At 66.0% G+C, this 26,417-nt stretch carries 24 protein-coding genes; 16 read left to right on the top strand and 8 right to left on the bottom strand.

Features of this window, described 5'->3' with window-relative positions:
- Window positions 1-10: 10 nt before the first annotated feature.
- The gene (locus VIM12_RS12670) at window positions 11-202 is read left to right on the top strand and encodes a hypothetical protein (protein ID WP_331941996.1); all 192 of its coding nucleotides are present in this window, start codon (window positions 11-13) and stop codon (window positions 200-202) included.
- Between the two features lie 27 nt (window positions 203-229).
- On the opposite strand, the gene VIM12_RS12675 is transcribed toward VIM12_RS12670, so the two are convergent.
- Together VIM12_RS12675 and VIM12_RS12680 are read right to left on the bottom strand one after the other, a co-directional pair.
- Window positions 230-856: a response regulator transcription factor gene (locus VIM12_RS12675; RefSeq protein WP_331941997.1), complete on the bottom strand. Its 627-nt coding sequence runs from the start codon at window positions 854-856 to the stop codon at window positions 230-232.
- Window positions 856-3,282 (bottom strand): histidine kinase, encoded by a 2,427-nt coding sequence (locus VIM12_RS12680; protein WP_331941998.1) that lies wholly within the window; start codon window positions 3,280-3,282, stop codon window positions 856-858. The genes VIM12_RS12675 and VIM12_RS12680 overlap by 1 nt, the downstream gene beginning before the upstream one ends.
- 239 nt (window positions 3,283-3,521) lie before the next feature.
- Here VIM12_RS12680 and VIM12_RS12685 point away from each other — a divergent pair, with 239 nt between their 5' ends.
- The 5 genes from VIM12_RS12685 (at window position 3,522) to legP (ending at window position 9,065) form a co-directional block, all read left to right on the top strand.
- Window positions 3,522-4,049 (top strand): chemotaxis protein CheW, encoded by a 528-nt coding sequence (locus VIM12_RS12685; RefSeq protein ID WP_331941999.1) that lies wholly within the window; start codon window positions 3,522-3,524, stop codon window positions 4,047-4,049.
- A gap of 26 nt (window positions 4,050-4,075) precedes the next feature.
- Entirely contained in the window at window positions 4,076-5,809 is a 1,734-nt protein-coding gene (locus VIM12_RS12690; protein WP_331942000.1) for a methyl-accepting chemotaxis protein, read from the top strand.
- Between the two features lie 372 nt (window positions 5,810-6,181).
- Entirely contained in the window at window positions 6,182-7,774 is a 1,593-nt protein-coding gene (locus VIM12_RS12695) for a M6 family metalloprotease domain-containing protein (protein WP_331942001.1), read from the top strand.
- A gap of 45 nt (window positions 7,775-7,819) precedes the next feature.
- Window positions 7,820-8,047 carry a hypothetical protein gene (locus tag VIM12_RS12700; RefSeq protein ID WP_331942002.1) on the top strand — a complete coding sequence of 76 codons (228 nt, stop codon included), beginning with the start codon at window positions 7,820-7,822 and terminating at the stop codon, window positions 8,045-8,047.
- Window positions 8,048-8,072: 25 nt separating this feature from the next.
- A complete protein-coding gene (legP, locus tag VIM12_RS12705) occupies window positions 8,073-9,065 on the top strand; it encodes a Dot/Icm T4SS effector Zinc-dependent metalloprotease LegP (RefSeq protein ID WP_331942003.1) in 993 nt (330 codons plus the stop codon).
- Between the two features lie 547 nt (window positions 9,066-9,612).
- Here the strand turns inward: legP and VIM12_RS12710 are convergent.
- From VIM12_RS12710 to VIM12_RS12735, 6 genes are all read right to left on the bottom strand, one after another.
- A complete protein-coding gene (locus VIM12_RS12710; RefSeq protein ID WP_331942004.1) occupies window positions 9,613-10,008 on the bottom strand; it encodes a hypothetical protein in 396 nt (131 codons plus the stop codon).
- The gene (locus tag VIM12_RS12715) at window positions 9,999-10,295 is read right to left on the bottom strand and encodes a hypothetical protein (RefSeq protein ID WP_331942005.1); all 297 of its coding nucleotides are present in this window, start codon (window positions 10,293-10,295) and stop codon (window positions 9,999-10,001) included. The genes VIM12_RS12710 and VIM12_RS12715 overlap by 10 nt, the downstream gene beginning before the upstream one ends.
- A 12-nt stretch (window positions 10,296-10,307) precedes the next feature.
- On the bottom strand, window positions 10,308-11,360 hold the full coding sequence (locus VIM12_RS12720) for a PHB depolymerase family esterase (RefSeq protein WP_331942006.1): 1,053 nt from the start codon (window positions 11,358-11,360) through the stop codon (window positions 10,308-10,310).
- Between the two features lie 83 nt (window positions 11,361-11,443).
- Window positions 11,444-11,668, bottom strand: a complete 225-nt coding sequence (locus VIM12_RS12725) for a hypothetical protein (RefSeq protein ID WP_331942007.1) — start codon at window positions 11,666-11,668, stop codon at window positions 11,444-11,446.
- Window positions 11,669-11,738: 70 nt separating this feature from the next.
- Window positions 11,739-13,757: an AsmA family protein gene (locus tag VIM12_RS12730; protein WP_331942008.1), complete on the bottom strand. Its 2,019-nt coding sequence runs from the start codon at window positions 13,755-13,757 to the stop codon at window positions 11,739-11,741.
- A gap of 361 nt (window positions 13,758-14,118) precedes the next feature.
- Window positions 14,119-14,313 carry a hypothetical protein gene (locus tag VIM12_RS12735; protein ID WP_331942009.1) on the bottom strand — a complete coding sequence of 65 codons (195 nt, stop codon included), beginning with the start codon at window positions 14,311-14,313 and terminating at the stop codon, window positions 14,119-14,121.
- 432 nt (window positions 14,314-14,745) lie between these two features.
- On the opposite strand from VIM12_RS12735, the gene epsF reads away from it, so the two are divergent.
- The 10 genes from epsF (at window position 14,746) to VIM12_RS12785 (ending at window position 26,386) form a co-directional block, all read left to right on the top strand.
- Window positions 14,746-16,149 carry a chain length determinant protein EpsF gene (epsF, locus tag VIM12_RS12740; protein ID WP_331942010.1) on the top strand — a complete coding sequence of 468 codons (1,404 nt, stop codon included), beginning with the start codon at window positions 14,746-14,748 and terminating at the stop codon, window positions 16,147-16,149.
- Between the two features lie 80 nt (window positions 16,150-16,229).
- Window positions 16,230-17,264, top strand: a complete 1,035-nt coding sequence (locus VIM12_RS12745) for a glycosyltransferase family 2 protein (RefSeq protein ID WP_331942011.1) — start codon at window positions 16,230-16,232, stop codon at window positions 17,262-17,264.
- The gene (locus VIM12_RS12750; protein WP_331942012.1) at window positions 17,261-18,181 is read left to right on the top strand and encodes a polysaccharide pyruvyl transferase family protein; all 921 of its coding nucleotides are present in this window, start codon (window positions 17,261-17,263) and stop codon (window positions 18,179-18,181) included. Before VIM12_RS12745 ends, VIM12_RS12750 begins: the two co-directional genes overlap by 4 nt.
- 67 nt (window positions 18,182-18,248) lie before the next feature.
- Entirely contained in the window at window positions 18,249-19,127 is an 879-nt protein-coding gene (locus tag VIM12_RS12755) for a polysaccharide biosynthesis tyrosine autokinase (RefSeq protein WP_331942013.1), read from the top strand.
- A gap of 5 nt (window positions 19,128-19,132) precedes the next feature.
- On the top strand, window positions 19,133-20,335 hold the full coding sequence (locus tag VIM12_RS12760; protein ID WP_331942014.1) for an O-antigen ligase family protein: 1,203 nt from the start codon (window positions 19,133-19,135) through the stop codon (window positions 20,333-20,335).
- Complete coding sequence (locus tag VIM12_RS12765) at window positions 20,332-21,351, top strand: acyltransferase (RefSeq protein ID WP_331942015.1); 1,020 nt, start codon at window positions 20,332-20,334, stop codon at window positions 21,349-21,351. The genes VIM12_RS12760 and VIM12_RS12765 overlap by 4 nt, the downstream gene beginning before the upstream one ends.
- Before the next feature lies 1 nt (window position 21,352).
- Entirely contained in the window at window positions 21,353-21,826 is a 474-nt protein-coding gene (locus tag VIM12_RS12770; RefSeq protein ID WP_331942016.1) for an acyltransferase, read from the top strand.
- Window positions 21,827-21,857: 31 nt separating this feature from the next.
- Window positions 21,858-22,754 carry a hypothetical protein gene (locus VIM12_RS12775; RefSeq protein WP_331942017.1) on the top strand — a complete coding sequence of 299 codons (897 nt, stop codon included), beginning with the start codon at window positions 21,858-21,860 and terminating at the stop codon, window positions 22,752-22,754.
- 52 nt (window positions 22,755-22,806) lie between these two features.
- A complete protein-coding gene (locus tag VIM12_RS12780) occupies window positions 22,807-24,267 on the top strand; it encodes an oligosaccharide flippase family protein (protein ID WP_331942018.1) in 1,461 nt (486 codons plus the stop codon).
- Window positions 24,268-24,520: 253 nt separating this feature from the next.
- Window positions 24,521-26,386, top strand: a complete 1,866-nt coding sequence (locus VIM12_RS12785) for a heparinase II/III domain-containing protein (protein WP_331942019.1) — start codon at window positions 24,521-24,523, stop codon at window positions 26,384-26,386.
- The last annotated feature ends 31 nt before the right edge of the window (window positions 26,387-26,417 follow it).

The following is a 26,417-nucleotide window of genomic DNA, read 5'->3' on the forward strand; positions in this document are numbered from 1 at the left end:
GGAGAAACTGATGACGCGCTTGCAGAATCCCCCGCAGTCCCCGCCGGAAGTTCCGGTGAATCCGAGCCCGCAGCCGGAAATCGCCCCCAGCCCGGCAGGACCGGAAATCACGCCGCCGCCACCCGACACTGCCGACCCCGGCAGTCCGTCCGGGCCGGAAATCTCGCCGGACACGGTGCCGCCGGAATACCCGACCACCTGACGAGCCTGCGCACCCGAGGATACCGCCCTATCGTACGAGCTGGCGCTGCATCGCATAGCGCACCAGCTCGGCGGTGCTTTCCGCATTCATCTTTTCCATGATGTTCTTCTTGTGGGTGCTCACGGTCTTGGCGCTCAGGTGCAGCGCTTCGGCGATCTGCCCGGTAGGCATGCCCTCCACAATCATGAAGAACACTTCACGCTCCCGCGGCGACAGCGTCTCGTGCGGCTCTGCACCGTGCTGTCCCTCCAGCACGATCTTGCTGGCGACCGCGGGATCGACATAGCGGCCGCCTGCCGCCACCTTGCGGATCACCTCCACCAGCAACTCCGGATCGCTGTCCTTGGTCAGGTAGGCGCATGCGCCGGCGCGCAGCGAAGCCGCCGCTATCCTGCCGACGTTGTGCATGCTCAGCACCATTACCGGCAGCGATCCTTTCAGCAGCTTGACCTTCTGGATCAGTTCGGTGCCGTTCACGCCCGGCATCGTCATGTCCAGCAACAGGACATCGCAGTCGGTGTCGGGTAGCTGCCGCAGCACGTCGGCGCCGTCGACTGCCTCGGCCACGACCTGCATGCCGGTCTCCGCCGCCAGGATGCGCTTCACGCCCGCGCGCATCATTGCATGGTCATCCGCTATGAATACCTTGATCATCACTTTTCCATCGTTTGTGGCGCGTACGGAATGACGAGACGCACCCGCGTCCCCTGTCCGGTGCCGCTGAAGATTCCCAGTTCCCCGTCGAGCATCGCCGCGCGCTCCCGCATGCCGGCAACGCCATAGGATCGCGCGCGCCGCGGCTGCGCGGGTTCGAAGCCGATGCCGTCGTCCTGCACCTCGAGGCAAAGCGCCTTTCCCTGGCGTAGCAGTCTGACGACGATGCGGCTGGCCCGGGCATGGCGGGCGGCGTTGGTGAGCGATTCCTGCAGGATGCGGAATACGCCCGTCGCGCGTTCCTCGTCCAGCGTGACTTCACCTGCAAGGTTGCGGAAGCTGCAGGCAATTCCCAGGCTGGAGCGAAATTCTTCGACCAGCCATTCGATCGCCTCGACGACGCCGATGTCCAGCACCGCCGGCCGCAGGTCGGAAGCGATGTTGCGCACGATGCGCAGGATCCCGTCTATCCCGTCCCGCATGTCATTCACCGCGGCCTGCATGGCCGCCGGGTCGGCCGCCACCGTCCGCGGCAGCATCAGCACGTCCATGCGCAGGACAGTAAGCCGCTGCCCGAGTTCATCGTGGATCTCGCGGGCGATATGCTTGCGCTCCTCGTCCTTGATCGACAGCTGGTGCGCTGCCAGCTCCACGAGCGCCGTCCGGGCTTCGAGAAGCGAGGTCTCGTGGCGCTTGCTTTCGGTGATGTTGAAGATGGCGCCATCCCAGATGACCGTCCCCGGCGACGCCGCGCGCGGCGTCGCCCGCAGGTTGATCCACTTGTCGCCGCCGCGCTGCGCCAGACGCAGCCGGCCCTCCCAGTTCCACTCCTTCAGGGCCTGACGCGAACACGCCATCGTTTCCTCGAAACTGTAGCGGCTCTCGGGATGCAGCAGGTCGAAGAAGGCAGCGCTGTCCGCGGCCAGCTGCTCGGCGGGCATGCCGCACACCTCGTCCGCACGTTCGCTGACGAAAGTGAATGCCCGTCCCTGGTCGTCCCACCGCAGCTGGAACAGCATGCCAGGGATGTTGGCGGCCATCGACTTGAACCGCAGCTCGCTCTCGCGCAACTGGTTCTCCACCTGCTTGCGCCAGCTGATGTCCTGTGCCGCCACGACCACGCGCACCGGCCCCGGGCCCTCGAAACGGCTGACGTACACCTGGAAGCTGCGCGCGGTTGCGCCGCGCCGCACCGAGTACTCCACATTGCCGCCGCGCCGGCCGCCCTGCGCGACGCCCCGCAGGAGTTCCGCCATCGCCGCAGCGTCCGGATTGCCGTCGCCGGCCATCTTGTCGCACGCCTTGAGCAGGTTGTCGCCCTCGAGGATGTCCGCCGGGACGCCCTCGCTGCCGGCGTAGTCGCGCCAGCTCTTGTTTACCCGCAGGATCACGCCCTCGCGGTCGATCACCGCGACGTGCTTCGACAGCGCGTCTATCGTCGACTGCGCGAAGCGCTGCGTCTCTTCCAGCCGCACCAGGGTGCGCCCCTGCCGCAAGTAGACGACCGCGATCCCGAGGCCGGACAGGATCACGAGCAGCGTGGCCAGGGTCGCCTCCTGCCGTTCCCGGCGGTGCCGGGGACGAAGCGCGCCGTAGATCTCGTCGTCGGCGGCACCGACCAGGGCGATCAGCGGGTAGCCGGCGAGGGTGCGGTAGCTGTAGTGCCGCTGCACCCCGTCGTGCACGCTGCGGCCGGCATGGGTGCCCGAAAGCTGGGATGCCTGCCGCTGCAGCAAGGCGCCGCCGGTCGCATCCTGTCCATAGCGCTCGGTGGCGCCGACCCGCCGCGCGCGCACGATCCCGTCCAGCCCGACCAGCGCCAGGACGTCGCCGGGCTGCATGGACGCCTCGCGATAAAAGCCCGTGAAGCGGGCCGGTTCGATGTACAGCGCGACTACGCCGCCAACGCCGCCGCCCGCCGCAGGCAGGCGGCGCGTCACGGGTATGGCGGTCGGTCCGCCGGGACGAACCGGCTGCGGCTTGCCGATGCGGACCTCGTCGCCGCCGTCGGCGTGCATCCGGACGAGATCGCCGAAGGCCACGGGCAGTCCGTCCTCCAGGCTGCTGCTGATCAGCACCCCGTTGCGATCGATGATGTCGACCGCGCTGAACAGGCGGGGATCCACCAGTCGGTCCGCCATCAGTGCCCTGATGTCGACGCGCGCGCCGAGACGGGCGTACTCCCGTGCGACATACCGGCTGGCGCCGTCCGCGTCGCGGATCATCCGGGTGACGTACTCGTCGAAGGCGATTGCCAGGTTGGTATTGCGCTGCTCGGCGCGCGCGATTGCTTCGATGCGCTCGCGCTCGATCTGGCCGAGCACCGAGTGCCAGATGACGCCGATCAGTACCACACCGCAGGCGGCCAGCAGCAGCGGGGGCAGGAAATGCCGGAGTCGGGTGGGGTCAAGGCAGATGCGGAACATGCGGAAACGTGAGAAAGGGATCGTTGCTGGACCAGGCAGGGGACGGAAGGCGTGCAAGGAAAGCACAACTGGCGCGTCTGCGCCATCGGATTTTTCCTAGGACGCCACAAGAACACTTCCTACTTCGGAATGGACGGCGTCCGATTCCCCCGGACAACTGATTGCTCTACGCTCGGCACTGGTCACTTTTTCCCGGCCGCAGACCGGGGCGACACACGATGCAAGGACAGGGAGCAGGCATGCTGGAACAACGGAACGGCGACGCCGTTGACGCGAGGACAGGGGGCGCCGATGCGGCGCACGCCTGCGAATATCTTTCTTTCACGATCGGCAGGGAAGAGTACGGGATTCATATTTTGCAAGTACAGGAACTGCGCGGCTATGAAGCGGTGACGCGGATTGCCAGCGCGCCGGACCACCTCAAGGGCGTAATCAACCTGCGCGGGATCATCGTGCCGATCATCGACATGCGGATACGGTTAGGCGTTGCCGAACCCAGCTACGACCAATTCACGGTCGTCGTCATCCTGAACCTGCGGGACCGTGTGGTCGGCATGGTGGTGGACAGCGTGTCGGACGTTGTCGCCCTGACAGCGGAACAGATCAAGGCCGCGCCGGAGATGGGCGGCGCCTTCAGCACCGAACACCTCATCGGTCTCGGTACGCTCGGCGACCGGATGATCATCCTGGTCGATATCGAGAAGCTGATGTCCGGCGAAGAGATCGGATTGATTGACAGTGCAGCGTCGGGAAAAGTTGCCGCATGAAAGGCGGCCGTATTAAAGGATAGAGAATGAACATGGCAAACATGAAAGTGGGTACCCGCCTGGCGTCCGGATTCGGACTCGTGATATTCCTGCTGCTCGTCGTCACCTGGCTCGGCATCAGCAGGATGAGCCAGATGCAGGCGCGCATCGATCACATCACCCAGGTCAACAACGCCCAGATCCAGATCGTCACCGAACTCCGTGCCACGGTGTTCGACCGCATGATTGCGATCCGGAACATCGCGCTCCTGACCGATCCTGCCGGAATGGCCGTGGAAGCGGAACGCATGAAGGTGCAACAGGCGAAGTACGATGCGGCCGAACAGCGCCTTGCCGCGATGCTCGCCCGGGACGCTTCCGGCGCCGCCGAAGAGCGCCAGCTGCTGGCCAAGGTGAAGGAGGCGGAAGCCGCCATCGCGCCGCTGCTGGCACGCGCCGTGGAAATGGGCCTGGCGAACCAGACGGCCGAAGTCACCGCTTTCCTGATGAGCGACGTGCGCACGGTCCAGCGCAGGTGGCTCGACGGGCTCGCCGAACTGATGGCGCTGGAAACCAGGCTCAACGACCAGGCGGTCAAGGACGCAGGCGAGGCCTACGCGTCCGCACGCAGCCTGATGCTCATCCTCGGCGCCGTCGCACTGCTGGTCGGCGTCGCCGCGGCAGTGGTCATCACGCGCAGCCTGGTCGGGAAGCTCGGCGGCGAACCCGACTATGCGGTCGACATCGCCGGCCGCATTGCCGGCGGCGACCTCACCGTCGCCATCGAGACCCGCAATGGCGACAAAACCAGCCTGCTGTTCGCGATGAAGGCCATGCGCGACAGCCTGGCCGGCATCGTGACCCAGGTCAGGGAGGGCACCGACACGATTTCGACGGCTTCCGGCGAGATCGCGGCAGGCAACCAGGATCTGTCCTCCCGTACCGAAGAGCAGGCCAGCTCGCTGGAGGAGACCGCCTCGTCGATGGAGGAACTCACATCCACCGTCAAGCAGAATGCCGACAACGCGCGCCAGGCCAACCAGCTGGCGGTAAGCGCATCGGAGGTGGCGGTGCGCGGCGGAACGGTGGTGTCTCAGGTGGTCGGCACCATGGGCGCGATCAACGAATCGGCGAAGAAGGTGGTGGACATCATCTCGGTCATCGACGGCATCGCCTTCCAGACCAACATCCTGGCGCTCAACGCCGCGGTGGAAGCGGCCCGCGCGGGTGAACAGGGCCGCGGCTTCGCCGTGGTGGCGGCCGAGGTGCGCACCCTTGCACAGCGTTCCGCAGCAGCGGCCAAGGAAATCAAGTCGCTGATCGGCGATTCGGTGGAAAAAGTGGACGCGGGCGCCCGCCTGGTCGACGAGGCCGGGGCGACGATGAGCGAAATCGTTGACAGCGTCAAGCGCGTCACCGACATCATGGGCGAGATCATGGCGGCGAGCGACGAGCAGACCGCGGGCATCGAGCAGATCAACCAGGCCATCGCCCAGATGGACCAGGTCACGCAGCAGAACGCCTCGCTGGTCGAGGAGGCGGCGGCGGCTTCCGAGTCGATGCAGGAACAGGCGCGCAAGCTCGGCGATGTCGTCAGCATCTTCCGCGTGCAGGGCGCCGCTCCTGCGGCCGCGCAGGTACGCAGCACGATGCGCGCCGCTCCGCCCAAGCCGGCGCCGCGCAAGCTCGCCGTGCAGTCGCGGCCGGTTGTGCCGGCCACCCGGAGCAACCCGGCCTCGAAGCCGGCCGTCACGGCGGGCGGGGACTGGGAAGAGTTCTGATCCGCCCTGCGTATCGACCGCAAGCCGCCCGAAGGGCGGCTTTTTTTTTCGCGGCAGTGCGCCTCTGAAAGACTTCCCTTGCGCATGCTCAAACCGGCGGATGAGTGTTCCCTTGAAAGAAAGTGAACGCTTGCTATGCTGGATTCAACAGCATGTGACGCAGGGCCGCCAGGCAGGCCACGGCAGGCACCGGTCGCATTCGGATCACAGGCAAAACGCGAAGACGCAGCAGGCTGACACGGCCCGCATGCGCATCCAACCACCTTCCGGGAAAACGTCCCGCACCATGCATCCGCAGGTTCGGGCAACCAGCGCCGCGACGCCTCCGCCGCGGCTGTTCTTCAAGCAAGCAGGTCAGCGCAAGGAGCAGCCATGTCCTCTTCCACCCAGCACTTGCAGCCGTCGTTCGACGAGATCGGATGCCTGGTGCCGCCGTCACCCGCACTCGAGGAAAAGATCATTGCGACCCGCCGAGTCCTGGCGCGGGGACAGGAACTGCCGCAAGCGCCGTCCGGCGACCTGCTCGACCTGCGCATGTACACCCGCCTCTTGACCCGGTCTCCGGCCACGCGCGCCGACACGCTCGTCTCCGGAAGGACCGCGCTCGCGCCCGTCATCGGCACCAGGCGGGTCATCGTGCTGCTGGTCGACTTTCCGGACATGGCAGGGGCACGCTCCCGGGACGACATCCACAAGCTGCTGTTCTCTCAGGGGATGCAGGCCAGCGGCAGCATGCGCGAATACTTCGCCGAGGCCTCGGGCGGCAAGCTCGACGTCACCGGCGAAGTGCACGGATGGCTGCGCGCGCCGCAACCGAAGGCTTACTACACCAACGGCGACAATGGTTTCGGCGCCTATCCGCGCAACGCGCAACGGCTGGTGGAAGACGTGCTCGGATTGGCCGACGGCGCCGTGGATTTTTCGTCCTTCGACAATGACGGCGACGGCCTGATCGAGGCCCTGGTGTTGATCGCAGCGGGTTCCGGCGCCGAGGTGACGGGCAATGCGGACGATATCTGGTCGCACAAGTGGTCGATCGCGCCGAAGCTGGTCGACGGGCGCAAGGTCACCGCCTACTTCATGGCGCCGGAGGATGGCCGCGTCGGCGTGATGGCACATGAACTCGGCCATCTTCTGCTCGGCATGCCCGACCTGTACGACATCGACTACAGCTCCCGCGGCACCGGCAGCTGGGACCTGATGGCGGGCGGCAGCTGGAACAACGGCGGCGACACGCCGGCCCATCCTTGCGCCTGGGTCAAGGCCAAGGTCGGATGGGCCAGCATCGATACCGTGATCGATGCCGAGAAGGACATCGTGCTGCCGCCGTACGCCACCAGCAATGCCGTGGTTCGCCTGCCCGTCGGCGACGCAGGCAGCAAGCAGTATTTCCTGCTGTCGAACCGCCGCAGGCAGGGCTTCGACGCGCACATCCCCGGTGAAGGAATGCTGATCGAGCATGTCGACGAGAACCAGCTGAACAATACCGACGAGGCCCACTACCTGGTCGATGTCGAGCAGTGCGACGGCAGGCAGGACCTGAACAAGAACGCCAACGCCGGCGATGCCGGCGACCTCTGGCCCGGCGGCGGGCAGGACCGGTTCACCGCCGGCACCACGCCCGGCAGCCTGGCCTATGACGGTTCCGATTCCAGGATCGAAGTGACCGCGATTGCACGCGACGGTGACAACGTCACCGCCCGCGTCAGGGCCGGCCTCGTTTCGGGCGGTGGGGCAACCGGCTTCGCATGGCACAACAACAAGAAGGTGGTCCAGGCATTCACCTCTGCCGATGCGCAGAATGCCTGGGCGAACATCGAAGGACTGGGCTGGCGCAGAGTCAGGCCAGGGGCGGGCGACGGTGTCACGAACCTGTTCGGGATGCTGTGCGAGGCGCTCGCGAATGAACGACCGGTTCATGTGCATGCCGATGGTCTGGTGATCGACATCGCCTACCTCAACTGAACCGGTTTCCCCTGTAGCCGCTGTCTTTTTCCGAGGAGTCAGATCATGGCCTGGAACAACAACATCAGCGTTTCCCAGACGTTCGCTTCCAACGATGCACAAAATGCGTGGGTCAGCTTTCCCGGCCTCGGCTGGAAGCGGATCAAGACCGGCGCGGCGGACGGCGTTACCAATCTCTACATCATGTTCAATGCGGCGAAGGCCAACAACCGCACTGTCACGGTATTCATCGACGACGCAACACAGCTCGTCACCATCGCCTATCTCAATTGAAGCGAGTGCGCCAAGGAGAAACATCATGGCTGACAGCGACGGCTTTCTGGAAGGCGGGGATGTGCGGACCGGCTACATCTCCGGCAGGACCTTCAGGAACAAACCGGTCAAGTACACGGCGGTCAACGGACGCGCCGTATACGAGGGATGCATCGTGCTGGGCTCGGTCGACGAGATGGAGCGGCGGGCCGCCGCAATCGCGGCGGGCGACGACATCGACCGCGGTGTCGCGGTCACCGGCGAGCAGTTTCGCTGGCCGGATGGCCTCATGCCCTATGCGATCGACCCCGCCCTGCCAACCCAGGCCAGGGTGACCGACGCGATTGCCCACTGGGAGGCCAACACCGCCATCCGCTTCGTACTGCGCACGACGGCCAATGCCGCACAATACCCTGACTATGTGTACTTCACGTCGGCCGGTGGATGCTGGTCCGAAATCGGCCGACGCGGCGGCAGGCAGGACCTCAGCCTGGACACCGGCTGCACCACCGGCAATGCGATCCACGAGATCGGCCACGCGCTCGGGCTGTGGCATGAACAGAGCCGGGAAGACAGGAACCGCTTCGTCCGCATACGCCACGAGAACATCGAGGCCGGCCGCGAGCACAACTTCGACCAGCAGATCACCGATGGCGACGATATCGGCCCGTATGACTACGGGTCCATCATGCACTACGGACCCACCGCGTTCTCAAGGAACGGCGAGCCCACGATAGAGCCGCTGCAGGCCGGTGTCGTCATCGGGCAGCGCACGGGGCTGAGCGCCGGCGACATCGCCGCCATTCACGCGATCTACCGGCTCTGGCACTACAACAAGCGGGTCTGGAATACCTTCGCCTCCAACGACGCCCAGAACGCGTGGGCGAACATCGAAGGCCTCGGCTGGCGCAGGTTGCGGCCGAACGCGCCGGACGGCCTGACCAGCATGTTCTCGGCCATGTGCGATGCGACGGCGAACGCGGCCCGTGTCCACGTGTTCGCGGACGGCAGCGACCTGTCGATCATGTACCTCGCCTAGGGGAGACACCAAGATGAATCCGCACATCGTCTTCAATTTCAACCTTGCGCCGGGAAGCGGTCAGCCGGACGGCGCGTCGCAGGCTTCGGGCGATGCAGCCTTGCCCGCACCGGATAGCGCAATGTCTGTCGGGCTCGGTACCGCCGACCGGGCCGGGTCCCGGTCGGGCCCTGCCCTCCCCTCGCCGATGGGAGCCGGCGCGCTTTCGGCCGAAGCAAATGTCGCGGGACTGCCCACGCCCTTCGACCCGGGAAGCGCGGGGTCCGTCTTCGGGGGGGAACGCGCGCTGCCTTCGCCACTGGACGAAGCAAGCGCCCGCGCGCGCTCCCCCGGGCAGGGGGCAGGCAAGGCGCAACTGCCCGCGCCGATGGATTTCCCTGCGCAAGCCGCAACGGCGCGTGAGCAAGCGGGTGCAGCACATCTCCCGCAACCGGCCGCCCCGAATGCCTCGGCCGCTTCGGCCGATGCTGGCGCCGCTGCGCCCGCTGCCCGGCGTGAGCCCTCAGCGGCGCCGGAAGCCGGTGCCGGGCGCGGCAGGAAATGATGCCTACTGCAGGCGTTCCAGCTCTATCCGCAGCAGGCCGCCCACCCGGGCGCCTGCGAGCGGATAACGGCGCGTGCTGACGTAGTCGCCTCGCGCCAGGCCCTGCAGCGGATTGCAGATGAGCTGGGCGCGCACGCTCCATTCGGCGCTGACGGCGTGTTCACCGGCCGGCAAGGCCAGTGCGAAACGTATCGGATTCCTGTCCGCGGCGGCGCGGGCGATGCCGGAGATGCGATGCTCCAGCACGACGGCGGCGGCGGCGTCCGCCCTGCTGCACTCTTCGACACGCAGCACGAGCGTGGCGTCCCGTATCGGCCCCGGCACGCAGTCGAGAACTGCTTCGCCGCGTATCGTCCTGAGCCTTGCGCGGGCATCCGCCATGGCTGTCCCTAACGACATGGGTACAGATTCTTCAGCTGAAAGACGCCGTTCCGCGCGCCGCCGAGATACTCCGCCTCGGCCTCCACCCGCACCGGCACCGGCAGATCCCAGGACGCCCGGATCGTGAAGGCATGGGCCCGCAGCGCGGGGCGCGCGAAATGCGGGCCGCTCAGGCATTCGGCTTCCTCGATCTCCATAGCCAGCATCCACTTGTCCGGAAACTGGGGCGACTGCTCGACATGCAGGATGATTGCCCGGATCCGCGCCAGATTGGGCGCTGCCATCATTGCGTTCGTCATCGGCATCACGGTTCCTCGTCATTTTTCAATCGCCCAGAACTGCACGATCCGTTCACTGGCGCAAATACCGGCAGTGAGGACGAAAGGCGCGGCGCGGCCGCATTTCCCCGCCCCTTCGCCCGGATCGACCGGCACGCCGTGGGCCAGTCCGCTGACCAGCCAGGTCTCGACCAGCGCCTCTCCGGCGTCGTTGCGGTACACCTTGCGCAAGTGTCCGCCCTCGATCTGCTCGGCGTCGGCGACCTGGTCGATCCCATGCACAGCGGTCCACTGCTGCATCAACGCAATCTGGTCCTGCTGATGGACCATGTTGTCCAGCGTCCCATGCCAAAGGGAGACGCGCGGGAAAGGGCCGGGGTGCTGGCTTGCCGCCCGCACCAGGGCGGCCCACTCCTGCGCCGACCTGTTCCTGCCCGGGCCGAGGGGTCTGCCGAACAACCCGCAATCCCGCTGCGCCTCGCTCTCGTTGCCGGCGCAGCGGAAGGGAATCCCGGCGACAATCGCGCCGCCGGCGAAAAGGTCGGGATAGACTGCGAGCAGGACACTGGTCATTGCGCCTCCGGCAGACAGGCCGGTCACGTACACCCGGCCGGGATCCAATTGGTGCTCGCCGAGCATCCTGTCCCGCATCTGGCGCAGCGACAACGCCTCGCCGCGGTCGCGACTGCTGTGGGCCGGGTCGAACCAGCGGAAGCACCGCGCCAGGTTGATGGTCGCCTGCGGCAGCAGCAAGGCGAAGCGATAGCGATCGGCCATCGCGGTCCAGCCCGTCTCGTCATCGTAACCATTGGCCTGCTGTGTGCACCCGTGCAACGCAAGCACCAGCGGCCGTCCGGGCTCCAGTCCCCGGGGAACATACGTGAACATCCGCAGCTGCCCGGGATTGCTGCCAAACCCGGTCACTTCCACGAGACGACCATCCTTGCCGAAGTTCGGAGGCCAGCCGTGCCAGCTTCCAAGCGCGGCGGCAAGCAACGGCATGCCGAGCGCAAGCCCGGCAGCGCATGCGGCCAGGCGTGGACGGCACCGGTTCACGCCGGCCCGACGACGGGCGACGGGCTGTGGATGCATATTCTCTCCCGCGATCCAACAGACTAGCGCAGCAAGTGAGCGCCGACTTGCGTAGACGCGCAGGTGACGCGGCACTCTCCTCTTCAGTCCAGCGGCTTGCTGCTGGACCGCCAGGTGGCATCCGGCTCGCTGCGCGCGCGGGTGCGTTCCCATTGCGCGCCGCAACGGTGACACAGGTAGTATTCGACCCGCCCGGTGGCCGTTGCACTGAAGTTGATCGCCACATCGGAGTGGAGCAACAGGTTGGCGTGCGGCGAAGTGCTGGTCGGGGCGTCCCTGAGCGCCGCACAGTCCGGGCAAGGCGTCATTCCGGCTCCCTTGCTGTCGGCGACGCCGTGCGCGGTCCGCGCGTGCCGGTTCCCATCATTTTCCCGGCGATCATTCGCGCCCCTGACGCTGCGTCGTCCGCTTGCCGGGGGGAGGTGCCTGCGGCTTCTCGGCGGCCTCCGCAAGCAAGGCCTTGCACGGGGGGTCGCCGGCGGGTCCCGGGTTGATCAATGCCAGCAGGGCCGCAAATGGCGCCGCAACTGTCCCGAGCACCGCGGCGGCGCCTGCCTTGAGCGCGATCACGCCCTTGTCCACTCCGACGTCCGGATTCTTGAAGGTGCCGCCGACATAGAGCGGGGATCGCAAGGAAATGACGCGGATGCCCTTGCTGTCCGGCAGGACCGTCAGGTTCATCCGCTCATCCCGGAAACTCACATTGCCCTCCACCCTGATCGTCGCGTCCGCGGTGTCGAGCAGGAAGATCCGCGGTTGCAGGATGCCGTCGTTCACCGCAAGGTCGACCGCCATGCAGTTGAGCGGCACCTGGCGGTCGCCGAACACCTTGGCAATGACGGCGCTGCCGACGTTCAGGCCGGCGGCCTCCAGGATGAACTTGCTCACGCTGCCCTGGCTCACCAGTGACTTCACCTCGCCGTTCATTGACGCCAGAAGCGCCGCGACTGAATTGCCCGCCGCGGTCAGCTGCGCGTCGCCGTTAATCTGGCCGATGCTCGCATCCATCTCCTCCACCGCCGGAAACATCTCCTTCAGTTTGAGACCCCGCGCCGACACCTTCATGCGCGCCTTTGCCGGCTCGGCGCTGCCGTTGATGGAGAGTTCGGCCGTAAGCTTGCCGCCGGCAATGCTGAAATCGAGCGGGGCCAGTGAGAGAACGCCATTCTCCAGCCTGACGCTGGTATGCAGGTTGTCGATCGGCAGTGCTTCCGACCGCACGATCTTCTTCCCGGCAAACGTGACCTGCACGTCAATCTTCCCCCAGCGCTCCGTCTTGAATGGAGAGACCGGCAGTACTTTCCCGGGCGGGATCTTCGGCTCGTCCTTCTTCTTGTTGTTGTCGTCGCCCGACCCCACCATCGCACCCAGGTCCTTCAGGTTCAGCATGTTGGACGTCACCTCGCCGCGCAGGATCGGCCTGGGCTCCTGCTGCTGGTACTCCAGCGTGCCGCCGATATCGCTGTCACCCACGCGTCCCTTGAACTTCTCGTAGCGGATGCGCATCCGGCCCTTTTCAAAGGTGCCGGCCACGCGCCCCTCGGTGGAAAACTTGGGTGTTTCCGGCAAGACGACGCCGCTGAGCGGGAACAGGTCGGCCATGCTGGCGCCCAGTATTTTCAGGTTGATGTCGAGCGCGCTTGGATGGGTCGGATCGGTCAGGGTGCCGTCCGCCGTGATCGTCGTTCCGCCAACCTTGACTTCCGCCTGCACCGGATAGCGATGGCCGCCGCTCTCGCGCAAGGCGAGGAGCGAGCCCGTCTTGCCGCCGCCGCTGAGTTTCTCGTCGTTGAACTTGCCGTCGAGCCTGAAGGTCATCGCGCCGTCGGGCGTCGTATTGATGTGCACGGTGGCATCGGCGAACTTCACCGGGTCCACGTAGCGCACCTTTCCCTCACGGATTGTCAGGTGGTTGACATCGAGCGCCCACTTCGAATCTTGCTGCGGCTCCTCATCCTTCTTCGGGAAGGTCCAGTTGTTCTTGTCGTCCTCGCTTTTTTCCAGCACGAGGTCAGGCTCGGTCAGCACGATGTAATCAACGCTGATCGTCCTGCGCAACAGCGGCAGCAGGTTGAGGCTGACATCGGCCTGGGCAATCTTCGCCATCTGCGGCCCGGTCTTGGCCCATTCCGCGTTGCCCAGCACGGCGTCGTTCATGCGCAGGTGTGGCCACGGGACAAGCCGCCGCCACCCGTGCTGTTCCTCCGGCGGACGCTCCCAGTTCAGGGACAGATCGCCGTTGATCGCGAATTCGCGGCCGGTGGCCGCGCTGACCTTCTCATTGATCCACGGCTTTGCGCGGTTCCAGTCGAAGCTCGCCGCCAGAGCGACCAGCAGCACCAGCAGCGCGACGAGGACGGCAAGGCCGACCGCGATGATTTTGATTGCACGGTTCATGCCCGTTTGATCGACTTAACAACTTTCGGTTCGGCCGGCGTGGCGGCCGATCGACTTCGGGCAAGGCTGCCCGCGCCTGGACATGTATCGCCGGGCAGGCCGGAACCGGTGGAACGATTTCCGTCGTCCCTTTTCAAAACGGCATTGTCTTCAACACGCGAAAGGAGCCATTTTGAAACCGCCGATCCTCGTCACCATGCTCGTCGCCGCGATGCTCGCCGGCCTCGGGCTGATTTTCTTCGTCATGTAGCCGCCGCCCGGCGGCTGCACGGCCGGGCCGTCGCGCCAGGCAACCGCCCGGTTGCTGCGTTTGTGTTCCCGGGGGCACCGCCACGGCGGGCAGCCCCGCCGCCCACCGCCGCTAGCGCCGGGTCCTCGGCGCGCGTGATTCATCCAGCTGGTCCATCGGCTTGCGCGGAATGTTCGCCCCCGGATCCGCCAGTTCCTCGTCGCTGATTTCCCTGCTTGGCGGGTTGATCGTCTGCGCGAGATTCTCGAGCTTGCCCTGTTGCTTGCCTGCCTGCCCGCTGGTGGCATCGCTATTTTCACGGTTCATTGCAACCTCCACAAAATAACTGCGACCCCGCCGCCGAAGCGAATGTTCCTGACGGCGCAAAGCAAACGACGCCACGCATCGTCACCGCCGGTCAGTCAACGCGGGACCGGCGTCCCGCAGCAGGAAGGCGGAGGTTTTCCGCCTTCTTGTGCGCGCACAATCCTGCGTATTGCTGTGTTTGTCAGATGCTGTACCAAGGTTGGGATTCCGTTGTGACACATCAAAAGCAATGGCCAAACGCATGGATTCCCTAATGTAATGCGGTACTTTTAGTCATCGACCTTGCCGGCGAGCCTGTTCTTCCGGATGCGGATGCACACGCATGCACCCGCGCCAGCCGCAAGGAATCGTCGGTGACGGTTTTCCTTCCAGGGCCCGAACCCGCCTCCCCGCTTTCCGGGAACGACCATCAAGGCAACGTGAAGGACACAGATGACTCTGGATCAGATAGCTAACGTGCTTCGTGCAAGACTGCGATTCATCCTGCAGACCCTCCTTGCAACCGTCGCCTGTGCGCTCGTCGTCAGCCTCCTCTGGCCGAAGACCTACAAGGCGACCACCAATCTGGTGCTGAACTACAAGGGCGTCGACCCGGTTTCGGGGCTCACCATGTCGCCGCAGCTGATGCCGGGCTATGTCGCCACCCAGATCGACATCATCCTGAGCAAGAACGTCGCGCTCAAGGTCGTGGACGCGCTTCGGCTCGCCGATAACCCGTCGTTTGTACAGCAGTTCGAGGCCGACGGCGCGGGGGACATCCGCCAATGGATCGCCGACCAGCTGCAGCGGCGCGTACGGGTTACGCCCTCGCGGGAGAGCAGCGTGATGGAGATCAGCTACAAGGCCCGGGACCCGGCGTTTGCCGCGGAAGTCGCCAATGCGTTCGCCTCGCAATACCTGCTGACCAGCGTCCAGCTCAACACCGATCCGCTCAAGAAAGTCTCCGCCTACTTCACCGCCCAGATCCGCGCGCTTCGGGAGGACCTTGAACAGGCGCAGACCCGACTGTCCATGTATCAGCAGCAAAAGGGCATCGTGGACACGGACAATCGGCTGGACGTGGAGTCCGCCCGGCTCAACGAACTGTCGTCGCAGCTGGTGCTGGTGCAGGCCCAGCGCATCGATGCCAGTTCCCGGCGGGAGGAGGCGCAGGCGACCGGAGGACGGGAAGCGCCGGAGGTCATCTCCAATCTGCTCATCCAGAACCTGAAGGCATCGCTGGCACAGGCGGAGGCAGAGCTGGCGAGCATCACCGAGAAATTCCAGGACCAGCATCCGCTCTACCAGGCAGCCAAGGCGGAAGTCGAGAAGCTGCGCACCGAGCTTGCCGCGAACATCAAGGCCACTTCAGGCAGCATCAGCAGCAATGCGCGCGCCTTCGAGCAGCGTGAGCGCGACCTGCGGGCGGCCGTGGCGGAACAAAAGGCAAGGGTGCTCGAGCTGAACCGCGCGCGGGACCAGCTTTCCGTCCTTGCCAAAGACGTCGAAAGCGCTCGCCGCGCCCACGACAATGCAGTGCAGCGCTTCAACCAGACCAGCCTTGAAGGCCATGCCAACCTGCCGGACGTCTCGGTGCTCAACCGCGCCGTCGTACCGACCGAACCGTGGTTCCCCCGTCTGCCGCTGAACATCGCCATCGCCGTCTTCCTTGGCCTGGTCATCGGAACAGGATCTGCGCTGACGATCGAGTTTTTCCGCCGCCGCGTGCGGTCCGCGGCCGATCTCGCCGACGCGCTTCAGGCGCCGGTCCTGGCCGCGTTCACCTGGTCTTCCGCCCTGGCGGAGGATTCGGACAAGCGCCGGGGGCACGGCCTCCGCCTGCTTTCCGGCAGATAAATGACATTTCAACTGACGCAACGGCGGGTGACGACAGTCGCGCCGCCGAGGGACCGGCGCTGCCGGAAAGGACCGAACCCATGACTGATGACACGACATGCCACGCCGTTCTTCGTCCGCGACCGCCCCTGGTTTCCATCGTCATGCCGGCTTACAACGCCACGCGCTTCATACGGCAGGCAATCGACTCGGTGCTGGCGCAGACACTCGCCGATCTCGAACTGATCGTCGTTGATGATGCTTCGACCGACGACACCGCCACGGTCGTTGAACGCATCGTTGACGCAAGGATCCGGCTCATCCGCAACCGTTGCAACAGCGGACCTGCTTACAGCCGGAATGCCGGCATCGCCGCGGCCCGCGGCGAATGGATCGCGCTGATCGACACCGACGACTGGTTCACGCCCGACCGGCTCGAGGCGATGCTCGTCGAGGCGCGGTTACATGATGCGGATGCGGTTGCCGACGACCTGTTCATCGTAGACAACGGCACGCGACGCGCGCGCTCGACCCTGCTGCTGGAGGCCGCCTGCGCGACCCCGGACCGCAGCTTCCTGTGCGCCGTGGCACTGGTGTCGCATGAGATCGGTGCCCTGAAGCCGCTGTTTCGCCGCCGCCTGTTTGCCGAGCGCGGGCACCGCTACGACGTGCGCGTGCGCTACGGCGAAGACTACCTGCTGTACCTCGGGTGGCTGGTCGACGATGTGCGCCTGCTGGTGTTGCGAGAGCCGCGCTACTTCCTGCGGCGCGGCGACACCGGGTCGCTGACGACGCGGCGGCTGGCAATGGCAGCCGCGGCGGTTGCCCTGAACCGTCGTCTGCTTGCCGACGACCGCATCGCCGCCCGGCCCGGGCTCAAGCAGGCGCTGGCACGGCGCATGGAGAAGGCGCGCGACCTGCTCGTCTTCTACGAGGTGCTTTGCCCGCTGCGGGAGCGGCGATATGCGGATGCCGCGCTTGCCCTGTCCAGGGCTCCCCAGTTCATTTTCGTCGCATTGCGGCGCCTGCCGGCCATCGTCGGCCTTCGTCTCGGTCGCCTCGCCTTCCGATGGCGGCGTCCGTTCATGTCGCCTTTCCTTGCGAATGCGCCCGGCGCGCGACAGGATCTGCAATGAAGCTCTTCTACTACAAGGACCCGAAGGGAAATTTCGGCGATGACCTGAACCCGTGGATCTGGGATGCGCTGGCGCCCGAAATCTTCGACGACGACCCCTCCACGCTGCTCGTCGGGATCGGCACCCTGATCAATTCAAAAGCGCCGGTGCGCCCGCGCAAGCTTGTGTTCGGCTCCGGCGTTGGCTATCACGCGCTGCCGGCCATCGACGACAAGTGGAAATTCTATTGCGTGCGCGGACCGCGGTCGGCGCAACGCCTGGGGCTGGACCCGTCGCTCGCCATGACGGATCCGGCGGTTCTGCTCACCCGAATGGCCCCGCCCGCGCCGCCATACAGCGGAGCGGTCTGCTACATGCCGCACCACGTCAGCCTGCGCTATGCGGACTGGCGTGCCATCTGTGCGAAGGCAGGACTTGCCTACCTCGACCCGGCGGACGACGTCAGGATCACCGTCGCCCGCATACGGTCGTCCCGCCTGGTCATCGCCGAGGCAATGCATGCCGCCATCGTGGCCGATGCCTTTCGCGTTCCCTGGATTCCGGTCGCGTGCTACGACCACATCCTCGACTTCAAGTGGATCGATTGGTGTGCATCCCTGCGCATGGCCTACCGGCCGCACAGCATCCCGCGGCTATGGGACGGGCACCACATGGCCGCACAAGCCGGATGCTTGCAGCGCTTGCGCACCGGGATCAAGCGAGGCCTGCACCGGGCCGGTCTGTGGCGGGGAACCATGCCGCCGCAACCGAACCGCGACCAGGCCGAGGACGCTGTCGTGTTCGCGCTCTCCGCGCTCGCCGCGAGGGGGCAGCCGACCCTCAGCGGCGACAGCGCGCACCATGCCGCCGTCGAACGGCTGCTCGGGGCGTTGCATGCCCTGAAGCGGGACTGCATGGCTAGCAAGCAAGCGAGGTAGCAAGCTGGGGACGAGCCGGTACGCCGGCACGTCGAATCGACCCGAACAAGCCGATGAATGGAATACCATGAACAATCCCGTCTCCCATGTCTCCGCGGTGCCCGTCGGCGCCACCTCCCCCCAGCCCGTCATCGGCCGTCTGCTGGTCGAAGCCGGCAAGCTTGCTCCTGCCGACATCGAGCGCATCCTGATCCTGCAGAAGGAAAAGCAGCTGCGTTTTGGCGAGGCCGCCCTCAAGCTCGGTGCGGTCGAGGCCATCGACGTCCAGCATGCCCTCGCGAGACAGTTTGACTACTGCTTCCTGCGCCCGGAAGCCGGGGGCCTTGCGCCGGAACTGCAGGCGGCCTATCGGCCTTTCGGCCGTGAGATGGAAGCCATGCGCAGTCTCCGGGCCAGGCTTGTCCGCAGCTGGTTCCAGTGCGGGCGGTCGGAGCTCGCACTGGCCGGCGTCAGCCAGGGCGATGGTGTCAGCCTGATGGCAGCCAACCTGGCGGTCATGTTCGCGCAGCAGGGCGACCGCACGCTGCTGGTGGACGCGAACCTGCGGACGCCGCGCCAGTACGCGATCTTCAACCTGCGCAACCGTCGCGGCCTGGCCGACATCCTGGCCGGCCGCGCCGGACTGGAATCGGTGGCCGCGCTGGACATCATTCCCTCACTGTCCGTCCTGTGCGCCGGCACGCCCGCTCCCAATCCGCAGGAACTGCTCAGCCGGCGGCGCTTCGACGCGCTGCGCGAACGCCTGCGTTCCCAGTACGACGTGGTCCTGTATGACACGCCGGCGCTCGCGACGGCCGACGACGCACTCGTGGTCGCAGCCTGCACGGGCGGCCTGCTGGTCGTCGCGCGCAGGCATCGCACCACGGTGCGCGACATGCAGGCACTCGGCACCCAGCTTCATGCCGGAGGTATCGCCGTCGCCGGCGCCGTCCTCAACGAATTTTGAGCACCATGCCGACGCTCATGACGACGGGACCGGTCTTTCCGCGACTGCCTCAGCCGCCAGGCAGCGGGCTGCGGGAACATGGCTTTGCGATTGCCTGGATGTTGGCGCTTTCGGTGCTGATCCTGAATTTCGGCGAGGTGCTCGGGCTCGGCAATATCAACGCATTCGAGAAGCTGCTTTTTCTCGCCGCGGCGGCCTGCTACCTGCACGGAAAGGCCCTCGACCCGGTTGCCGCGGCCGGCCTCGGCCTGGTAAGTGCCGCCGTGCTGGCGGCGGGCCTCCTCACGCCTTTTCCGGCCTATTCCTGGGGACGCGCCCTGTTTGCGCTCATTGCCCTGCTCTCCCTGGCGGCGTTCTACCTGGCGCCTCCGTCCGACGCGCAGCGCGGCCTGGTGCTGCGCTCGGTTGCCTGGATCCCGGTCGCCCTGCTGGCCTATGGCATGTTGCTGGCCGCCGTATTCGGCAAGCCGCTCTACATGCGCGACCACACCGGGGCGATGCGCCTCGGAGGCGCTACCATTCCCGCCTTCATGGCTGCCGCCAGCTACGCCGGAAGCGTCGCCGCCAGCTTTCAATATGGTTGCACCCGCCGTTTTCGCTACCTGCTGCTCGCCGTGCTTGCGCTCGCGATCTGTGCAATGTCCGGTACGCGCATGCCGACCGCATGCGCCACGGCCAGCGTCGTGCAGATCCTGCTGCTGTCGATGCGCAGCGCCGGCGCCCGGCTCGCATTGATCGCATGCGGATCAATGCTTTCCTGTGCCTTCCTGATGACCGCGGGCAGCCAGATCGTGATCCGCATCCTGTCCGGGTCGTCGAGCGGCAGGGAAAAGATCTGGGGAGCGCTTCTTCCCTGGGTAGAACGGTATCCATTCACCGGCGTCGGATTCGGGCACCACGGCATGCTCATTCCCGACCATGTAACACGATTGACCAACACCACGGCCGCACACAACGAATACCTTCGGCTGCTGGTGGAACTCGGCTATGCCGGCGAAACGGCTTTCCTGGCGGGCATGGCCTTGCTTTTCCTGGGCGCGGTCGGCCGCCGGCCGCCGCTTCAATTCTTCAGCGCCCTGATGCTGCTCGCCGTTTTCTTTCTCTATGCCGCCACCGACAATGTCTTCTATCTCAGTTATGCCCTGATCACGCCGCTATGCATTGCGCTCGGCATGCCGCGGTTGGAAGCCGGGCGGGAGAAGCCATGATGCCAGCGCATCGCTATTCATGCCGTGCCGGCGCCGGGCGTATCGAGCGTGTCGAGCAGGTGAAGGGCCTGGCCATCCTGCTGGTCGTTGCCGCGCACCTGGTCAAGCACCAGTCGCTCGCGTCCCCCGACTGGTACGAACTGTTCAAGTTCAAGGTCTATCTCTTTCACATGCCGCTGTTCATGTTCGTCAGCGGCTACGTGTTCTTCCACAGCGGCGCCCACCTGACCCCGCCCGCCCGCCTTGCTGCCTACGTGTTGCGCAGGGCCGACCGGCTCCTGGTGCCTTTCCTCGCGCTTGGCGTGCTCACGGTCTGCGGCAAGCTGCTTCTTGCGCAACGCGTCCACGTGGACGACGTGCCGCCCACCTTGTTGCAGGCGCTGCTGTCCCTGCTGACGCACACGGAGCGGAGTCCCGCATTGACGGTGTGGTATCTGTTCGTGCTTTTCGTGTTCTGCAGCGCAACGCCATTGCTGTACCGTCTTGCCGGACAGCGTCTCGGGCCCATGATTCTGCTTGCCGCCTGCCTGTATCCGCTCGCACCACCCGACATGCTGTTCGCCAACCGGGTCACCGCCTTCTACATCTTCTTCGTCGCCGGCGGCGTCGCGCATTCTCTTCAGGCGATGGAGAGGCGCGTCGGCCCCGGCGCCTCCGTCCTATTCGGTGTGGCCTTTCTGTCGCTGCTTGCCGCGCCGCTCGACCGCCCGGCCGGCCTGCTGCTGTGCGGCCTGGCCTCGGCGCTCGCCGTGCCTGCCGCCCTGCAATGGCTGCCGGTGCGGCTGCAGGTCCTGCTCGGTTCCTGCGGGCGCCAGTCAATGGCCATCTATCTCTTCAACGTCATCGCGATCGGCATTGCGAAGGCAGCTTTCCTGCAGGCGTTCGCCTACCGGGCGGACCTGTTCATCCCCCTGCTGATCGTAACCTTCTGCGCGGGCCTGGGCGGTCCCCTGCTTATCAAGCGGCTCAGCGGATTGTCGCCGCGAACCGCCCTCTTCCACCGGTATATATCCTGACATGAACTTGCGACTTGCTCACTTCGCCTGGCTGCGGCGCGTCATCATCTCCATCATGCGAACCGTGTACGTCAAGGGGTTCGGCATGGACCTGCACCCGACCTGTCAGTTCTCCCTGTCGGCCCGGTTCGACAAGACCAATCCCCGCGGCGTCCATGTCGGCGCGCACACCTACATTGCCTTCGACGCGGTCATCCTCACCCACGACCTGACGCGCGGGGTCCGGCTGCATACCCGTGTCGGCAGCAACTGCTTCATCGGCGCGCGCAGCATCATCCTGCCCGGCGTGCGGGTGGGCGACAACGCGATTGTCGGCGCCGGCGCCGTGGTCAATCGTGACGTCCCCGCCCGCACGATCGTCGCCGGCAACCCGGCGAAGGTGATCCGCGAGGACATCGACGCCGGCCGATACGGCAGGCTGGCCGGTGCCGATGAAGTGCAACGGCGCCAGGCAGCCGAAAACGGCCTTGACTGACCATATGATCAGCCCCGGGAGGAACGACAACATGCAAGACCGACACGACACGATACGGCAGGGAATCATTCTGTTCACCACCTGTGACCTGGGTGCGTCAAGGATGAACGATCTGTTGCGACTCCTGGACAGCATCGCCGAGGCGAAGTGTCAGCACGGACTCGCCACGCGGCACTACATCCTGCTGCAACGTGCATCGGACGGCGTGCCGAGTGTGCTGCAGGTGCCAGTCGATCCCACGGTCCGCCTGCTCGCGATCACGGAGCGCGTGTGCCTGTCGCGGGCCCGGAATATCCTGCTGGCGCGGGCGCTCGCCGACGGTGTCCTTGCGTCCGCCCTTTGGGTCGCCTTTCCGGACGACGACGCCTGGTATCCGACGCACCTGCTCAACGAGGTCAACGCCTTGTTTGCCAACAGCGCGTCTGTCGACCTGGTGACGTGCAGCTACGGCGCCGAGCCGCAGATCCTCGCGCCCGGCGCAGGCCCGATGGCGTTCCGACCGCTGGCGGGCCTCGGCGAACTGGTACGCACCGTATCCTCCAACACGCTGATGCTGCGTGCAAGCGTGGTGGAATCGATCGGCGGTTTCGACGAAAGGCTCGGCCTGGGGGCCGCCATCAACGGCGGTGAGGATCTCGACTATACGTTGCGCGCCTGTGTCTCGCATGCCCGCCACGTCCTCCTCAGCGCCGCGCCGCTGGTGGGGCACCGCGACCGGATGCGATGGGTGCGTTCCCGCTACTTCGCCGGCAGCCTGTTTGCCCTGTCCCGGGGTGCGCGCAAGCGGCCCGCCCTGGTCGTCCAGGTCATGCGCAAGCTGCTGGTCGGGCTTACGCTGGTCGCGCTCCGGGAACTGTCCGCCGCGGACCTCTGCACCTGCGTGCGGACGGGCCTGTCCGGCTGGCGCTTGCAGCCGGAAGTGAGCTGAGGATGTCCTGCACCTTGCATACCTTGCTGACCTGCGAACCGGAGGCCGGACGATGACCCCGCCCATCCTGTCCAGCGTACTGTGGTCACTGTGCCGAAGCTGGGGGGGACGCCTTGCCGGCTTCGTCATCTATTTCCAGCTCGTGCGCGTGCTCACGCCTGAAGAGATGGGCTTGTTCTCGGCAGCGTTCGCCGTGTTCGTGTTTTTCGAGATCTTCGTCGACCACGGGATGGTGCAGGCCGTGGTGCAGCGCCCCGCGGTGGATCCACCCTTGCTTACCGCGGTACTCCTCGTCAATGTGGTCGCCGCCCTGCTGCTTGCCGGCTGCCTGTGGCTGCTGGCCGATCGCATTGAAGCCCTGGTCGGGATGCATGGTCTCGCGGAAGTGCTGCAGGTCGGCTGCCTGACGCTGCTGATCTCAAGCGCCGGATTCACCCAGGAAGCGATGGCGCGGCGCACGTTCCAGTTCCGCCGCCTGGCGCTGCGCACCGTGGTGTCCACTGTCGCGGGAGGTTTCGTCGGCGTATACCTCGCCGCGACAGGACACGGCGTGTGGGCGCTGGTCACGCAGATGCTGCTGTCGGCTGCGATCAATACCCTCATCGTCTGGTGCAGGCCGGCATGGAACCCCTTTGTCCGCCCTGACTTCACGCCCGCTGCCGCGCTTGCGGGTTTTGGCGCCCAGGTCACGGGGATGCGCCTGGTGGAATTCGGCGCCGGCCGCGGTACCGAGCTGCTGATCGGCGCCCTGCTCGGCGCGCCGGCGCTCGGCCTGTTCGCAGTCGGTACCAAGCTGCATTACATCTTCGTGCAACTGCTTGGCCTCGCGCTCAGCGATGTCGCGCAGGCCGGCTTTGCGCGGCTTGCTGCGGACCCGGTCCGGCTCCGCGAAGCCTACCTTTCGTCGGTCGCGGCGGTCGCCCTGGTCTCGACGCCGGCCTGGATCGTCCTCTCGGCAGCCGCGCCCGAAGCCGCGGACATCGCCTTCGGTCCGCGCTGGTCGGCCGCCGCGCAGGTCCTCGCGCCGTTCGCCCTGCTCGGGGCGCTCCAGGTCCTGCAGAAGTTCGATACGGCCGCGTTGACGGCGCTCGGCCGCCCTTCTCTCTCCCTGTTACTGTCCGCAGCGCGCGCCGCTGCGGCGCTGTTCTCGGCCTGGGCCTTTCACGGCAAGGGACTGCAGGTGGTTGCGCATGCCGTGGTGGTGTCGCAGCTCCTGGTCACGCCATTGAATCTCTGGTTGCTGCGAAAGGCGCTCGGTCTGCGGGCGTCAAGCTGGATGCAGCAGCTATGGCGGCCCGTCCTGGCAGCGGCGGCTGCATGGTGGGCCATGCAGGCATACCGTCAGGTGGACCACATCGCACTGGGAAGTCTCGATCTTCCGATGATGTCCCTGCTGCGCTTTCTCGTGCTGTCAATGGTGGGAGGAGTGGCCTACCTGCTGGTCCTCGCCCTCATCGCACGTGATCAGCTGCACAGGCTGAGGTTCGGCATGCGCGCCCTGCGCGAATCGTGATGGGCAGGTTGACCTCGGCTTCCGGGGCCGGCAGCAACGGCAGGACGTTTTCCCGGTGAAGGCAGCCGGGAACGACCCGCAAGAATACATGCAGCGCGGCTCACAGGATTTGCATGCTCCGGGGCCGCAGGGCCGCTTTTTGCCAGGGCTGGCGGGCAGCGCGGCCAGGGCATGACCAACAAACAGGATCGCAATGAATATGAGGACACTTCGCTGTTCCCGCATTTGCCTGAAGCAGCCTGCTGGATGGGCGATGACGGCAGCACTGCTTCTGCCCATCGTTGCGTCGGCCGAAGCATTGCCTGCGCAAAGGGAGGCCCTGGAAGACTGGCAAGGCGCGCGCCGCCGCGTGGTGCTGGAGGAAGGCTGGCGCCGCTGGCTGGAGCAGGAGTCGGCGCGTGTGGAGAACTGGATGACGGCAAGTCCGGAGCGCGAGGACCTGGAGGCGGGATGGATCCACGACTACCAGGAAGCGTCCTCCGGCGCATTCAGCACATGGACGCCGGGACAGTCCTGTGGTGAGGCGGGCGCCGGCGACCGCAGTACCGCCGGCTGCATCGCGCTTGTACGCCATCATCATGTCGCCACGATGCAGGCCGCAGCACGCCTCGGGATCTTGCTGGAGCAGCGTCGCATGATCGACTGGGCGGCCGGCCAGCTCGACATGTACGTTCGCCTGCATGCGCGGCAATCCCAGGCCCGCCAGGGACAGCCTGTCCTTTTCAGGCAGGGCCTGGACGAGGCAAACGCACTGCCCGCGCTTGCCGACACGGTTCGCCTGCTGCGTCCGCACGTGGCGGTTGAGCAGGCGGGTTCATGGTGTACAGGTTTGCTGCAGCCAATCGGATCACGGCTGCTCGCCGCCCAGCGCGAGGTGCACAACATCGCAGTCTGGTACGCGGCGGCCACTGCCGTCGCCGCCATGGAGTGCAACGACGGCGCGCTGCTCTACCAATCGACCGCCGGGCCGTGGGCCGTTGAGCGCCTGCTCGAAAAGGGCACCTCCGACGATGGCTTCTGGTTCGAGCTCTCGCTCTCGTACCAGAATTACGTGGTGCGCGCGGTGCACGAAGTTCTTCTTGCGGCGGCATTGCGTGGGCGCCCCGATTTCCTCCCGCTGCATCCGCTTGCGCGGGCGCTGATGACCTCGCCCTACCGCGTGCGGTTCGACGGCAGCGACGCGCCGACGATCAACGACAACAACCGCTATCTGCGCATTCCCGACATTGGGCTGCTTCACGCCGTTCGCAGGCTGCTGCCGACCGAGTCCGGCGACGAGGCTGCCAGGGAAACGACGGACTGGGATACGCTGCTCGACCCGCCAACCGGAGAAGCGGCACACTCGCTTCTGCCGGAAAACGAAGCCGGCGGAACGGCGCTACCTGGTCTGAGGTCGCTGTTCCTGCGCAGCGGGGGCTGGCAGGCGTTGCTGCGCGCAGGCCAGGCAGCCCCGTTCCACGCCCATCAGGACACGCTCGCCTACGAGCTCAAGCACGATGGCCAGTGGCTGTTCCGCAATTCGGCGACGCCGGCATACGGGTCGGATCGCCATCGGCTCTACTACAAGCTTGCCGCCGCCCACACCTCACCTCTCGTCAACGGTCTCGGCGTCAGCAACTGGTTTTCCCTGCCAAGTCAGGCGCACACGGGTCCGGACAGCATCGAAGCGGGATACAGGTCATTCCAACGGAACGTCGGCGTGCGGCGACGGCTACACGCCTCCGACGCCGCGTTCACCGATCAGCTGACCTTTGCGCCCGCCGGTGCAGGCGCCGCGAGCCTGGGTGCTGTCTACCATAGCGACTGCATGCTTTCCCCGGGACGCCAGCCATCCGCGCCGGCGCCGCTTCCTGCGGCACCCGGCTTCGCCTACGTCGAGCCCATCGGTTCATGGCGCGGCAACCGGGAATGGACAGGCATGCTCAAGTGCGCCGCGCGCAGCTACCGGCTGCGCCTGTCCGGATCCCTTCCGCTCGACGTCACGCTTGCCGCCGCACCCGCCCTGCAGCCTCCACGCCAGCGCACCGTCCTGCTGGTCGCCCTGGTCAGCGCCCGTGAAGCCTGGATCAGGCTCGAGCTCACGCCATTGGCGCCGGGCGTCCAGGAAGCGTACCGATGAAACACACGGCAATCGGCAGTACAACTGTGAC

This window comes from Noviherbaspirillum sp., assembly GCF_036563305.1.
In the GTDB taxonomy this organism is placed as follows: domain Bacteria; phylum Pseudomonadota; class Gammaproteobacteria; order Burkholderiales; family Burkholderiaceae_D; genus Noviherbaspirillum.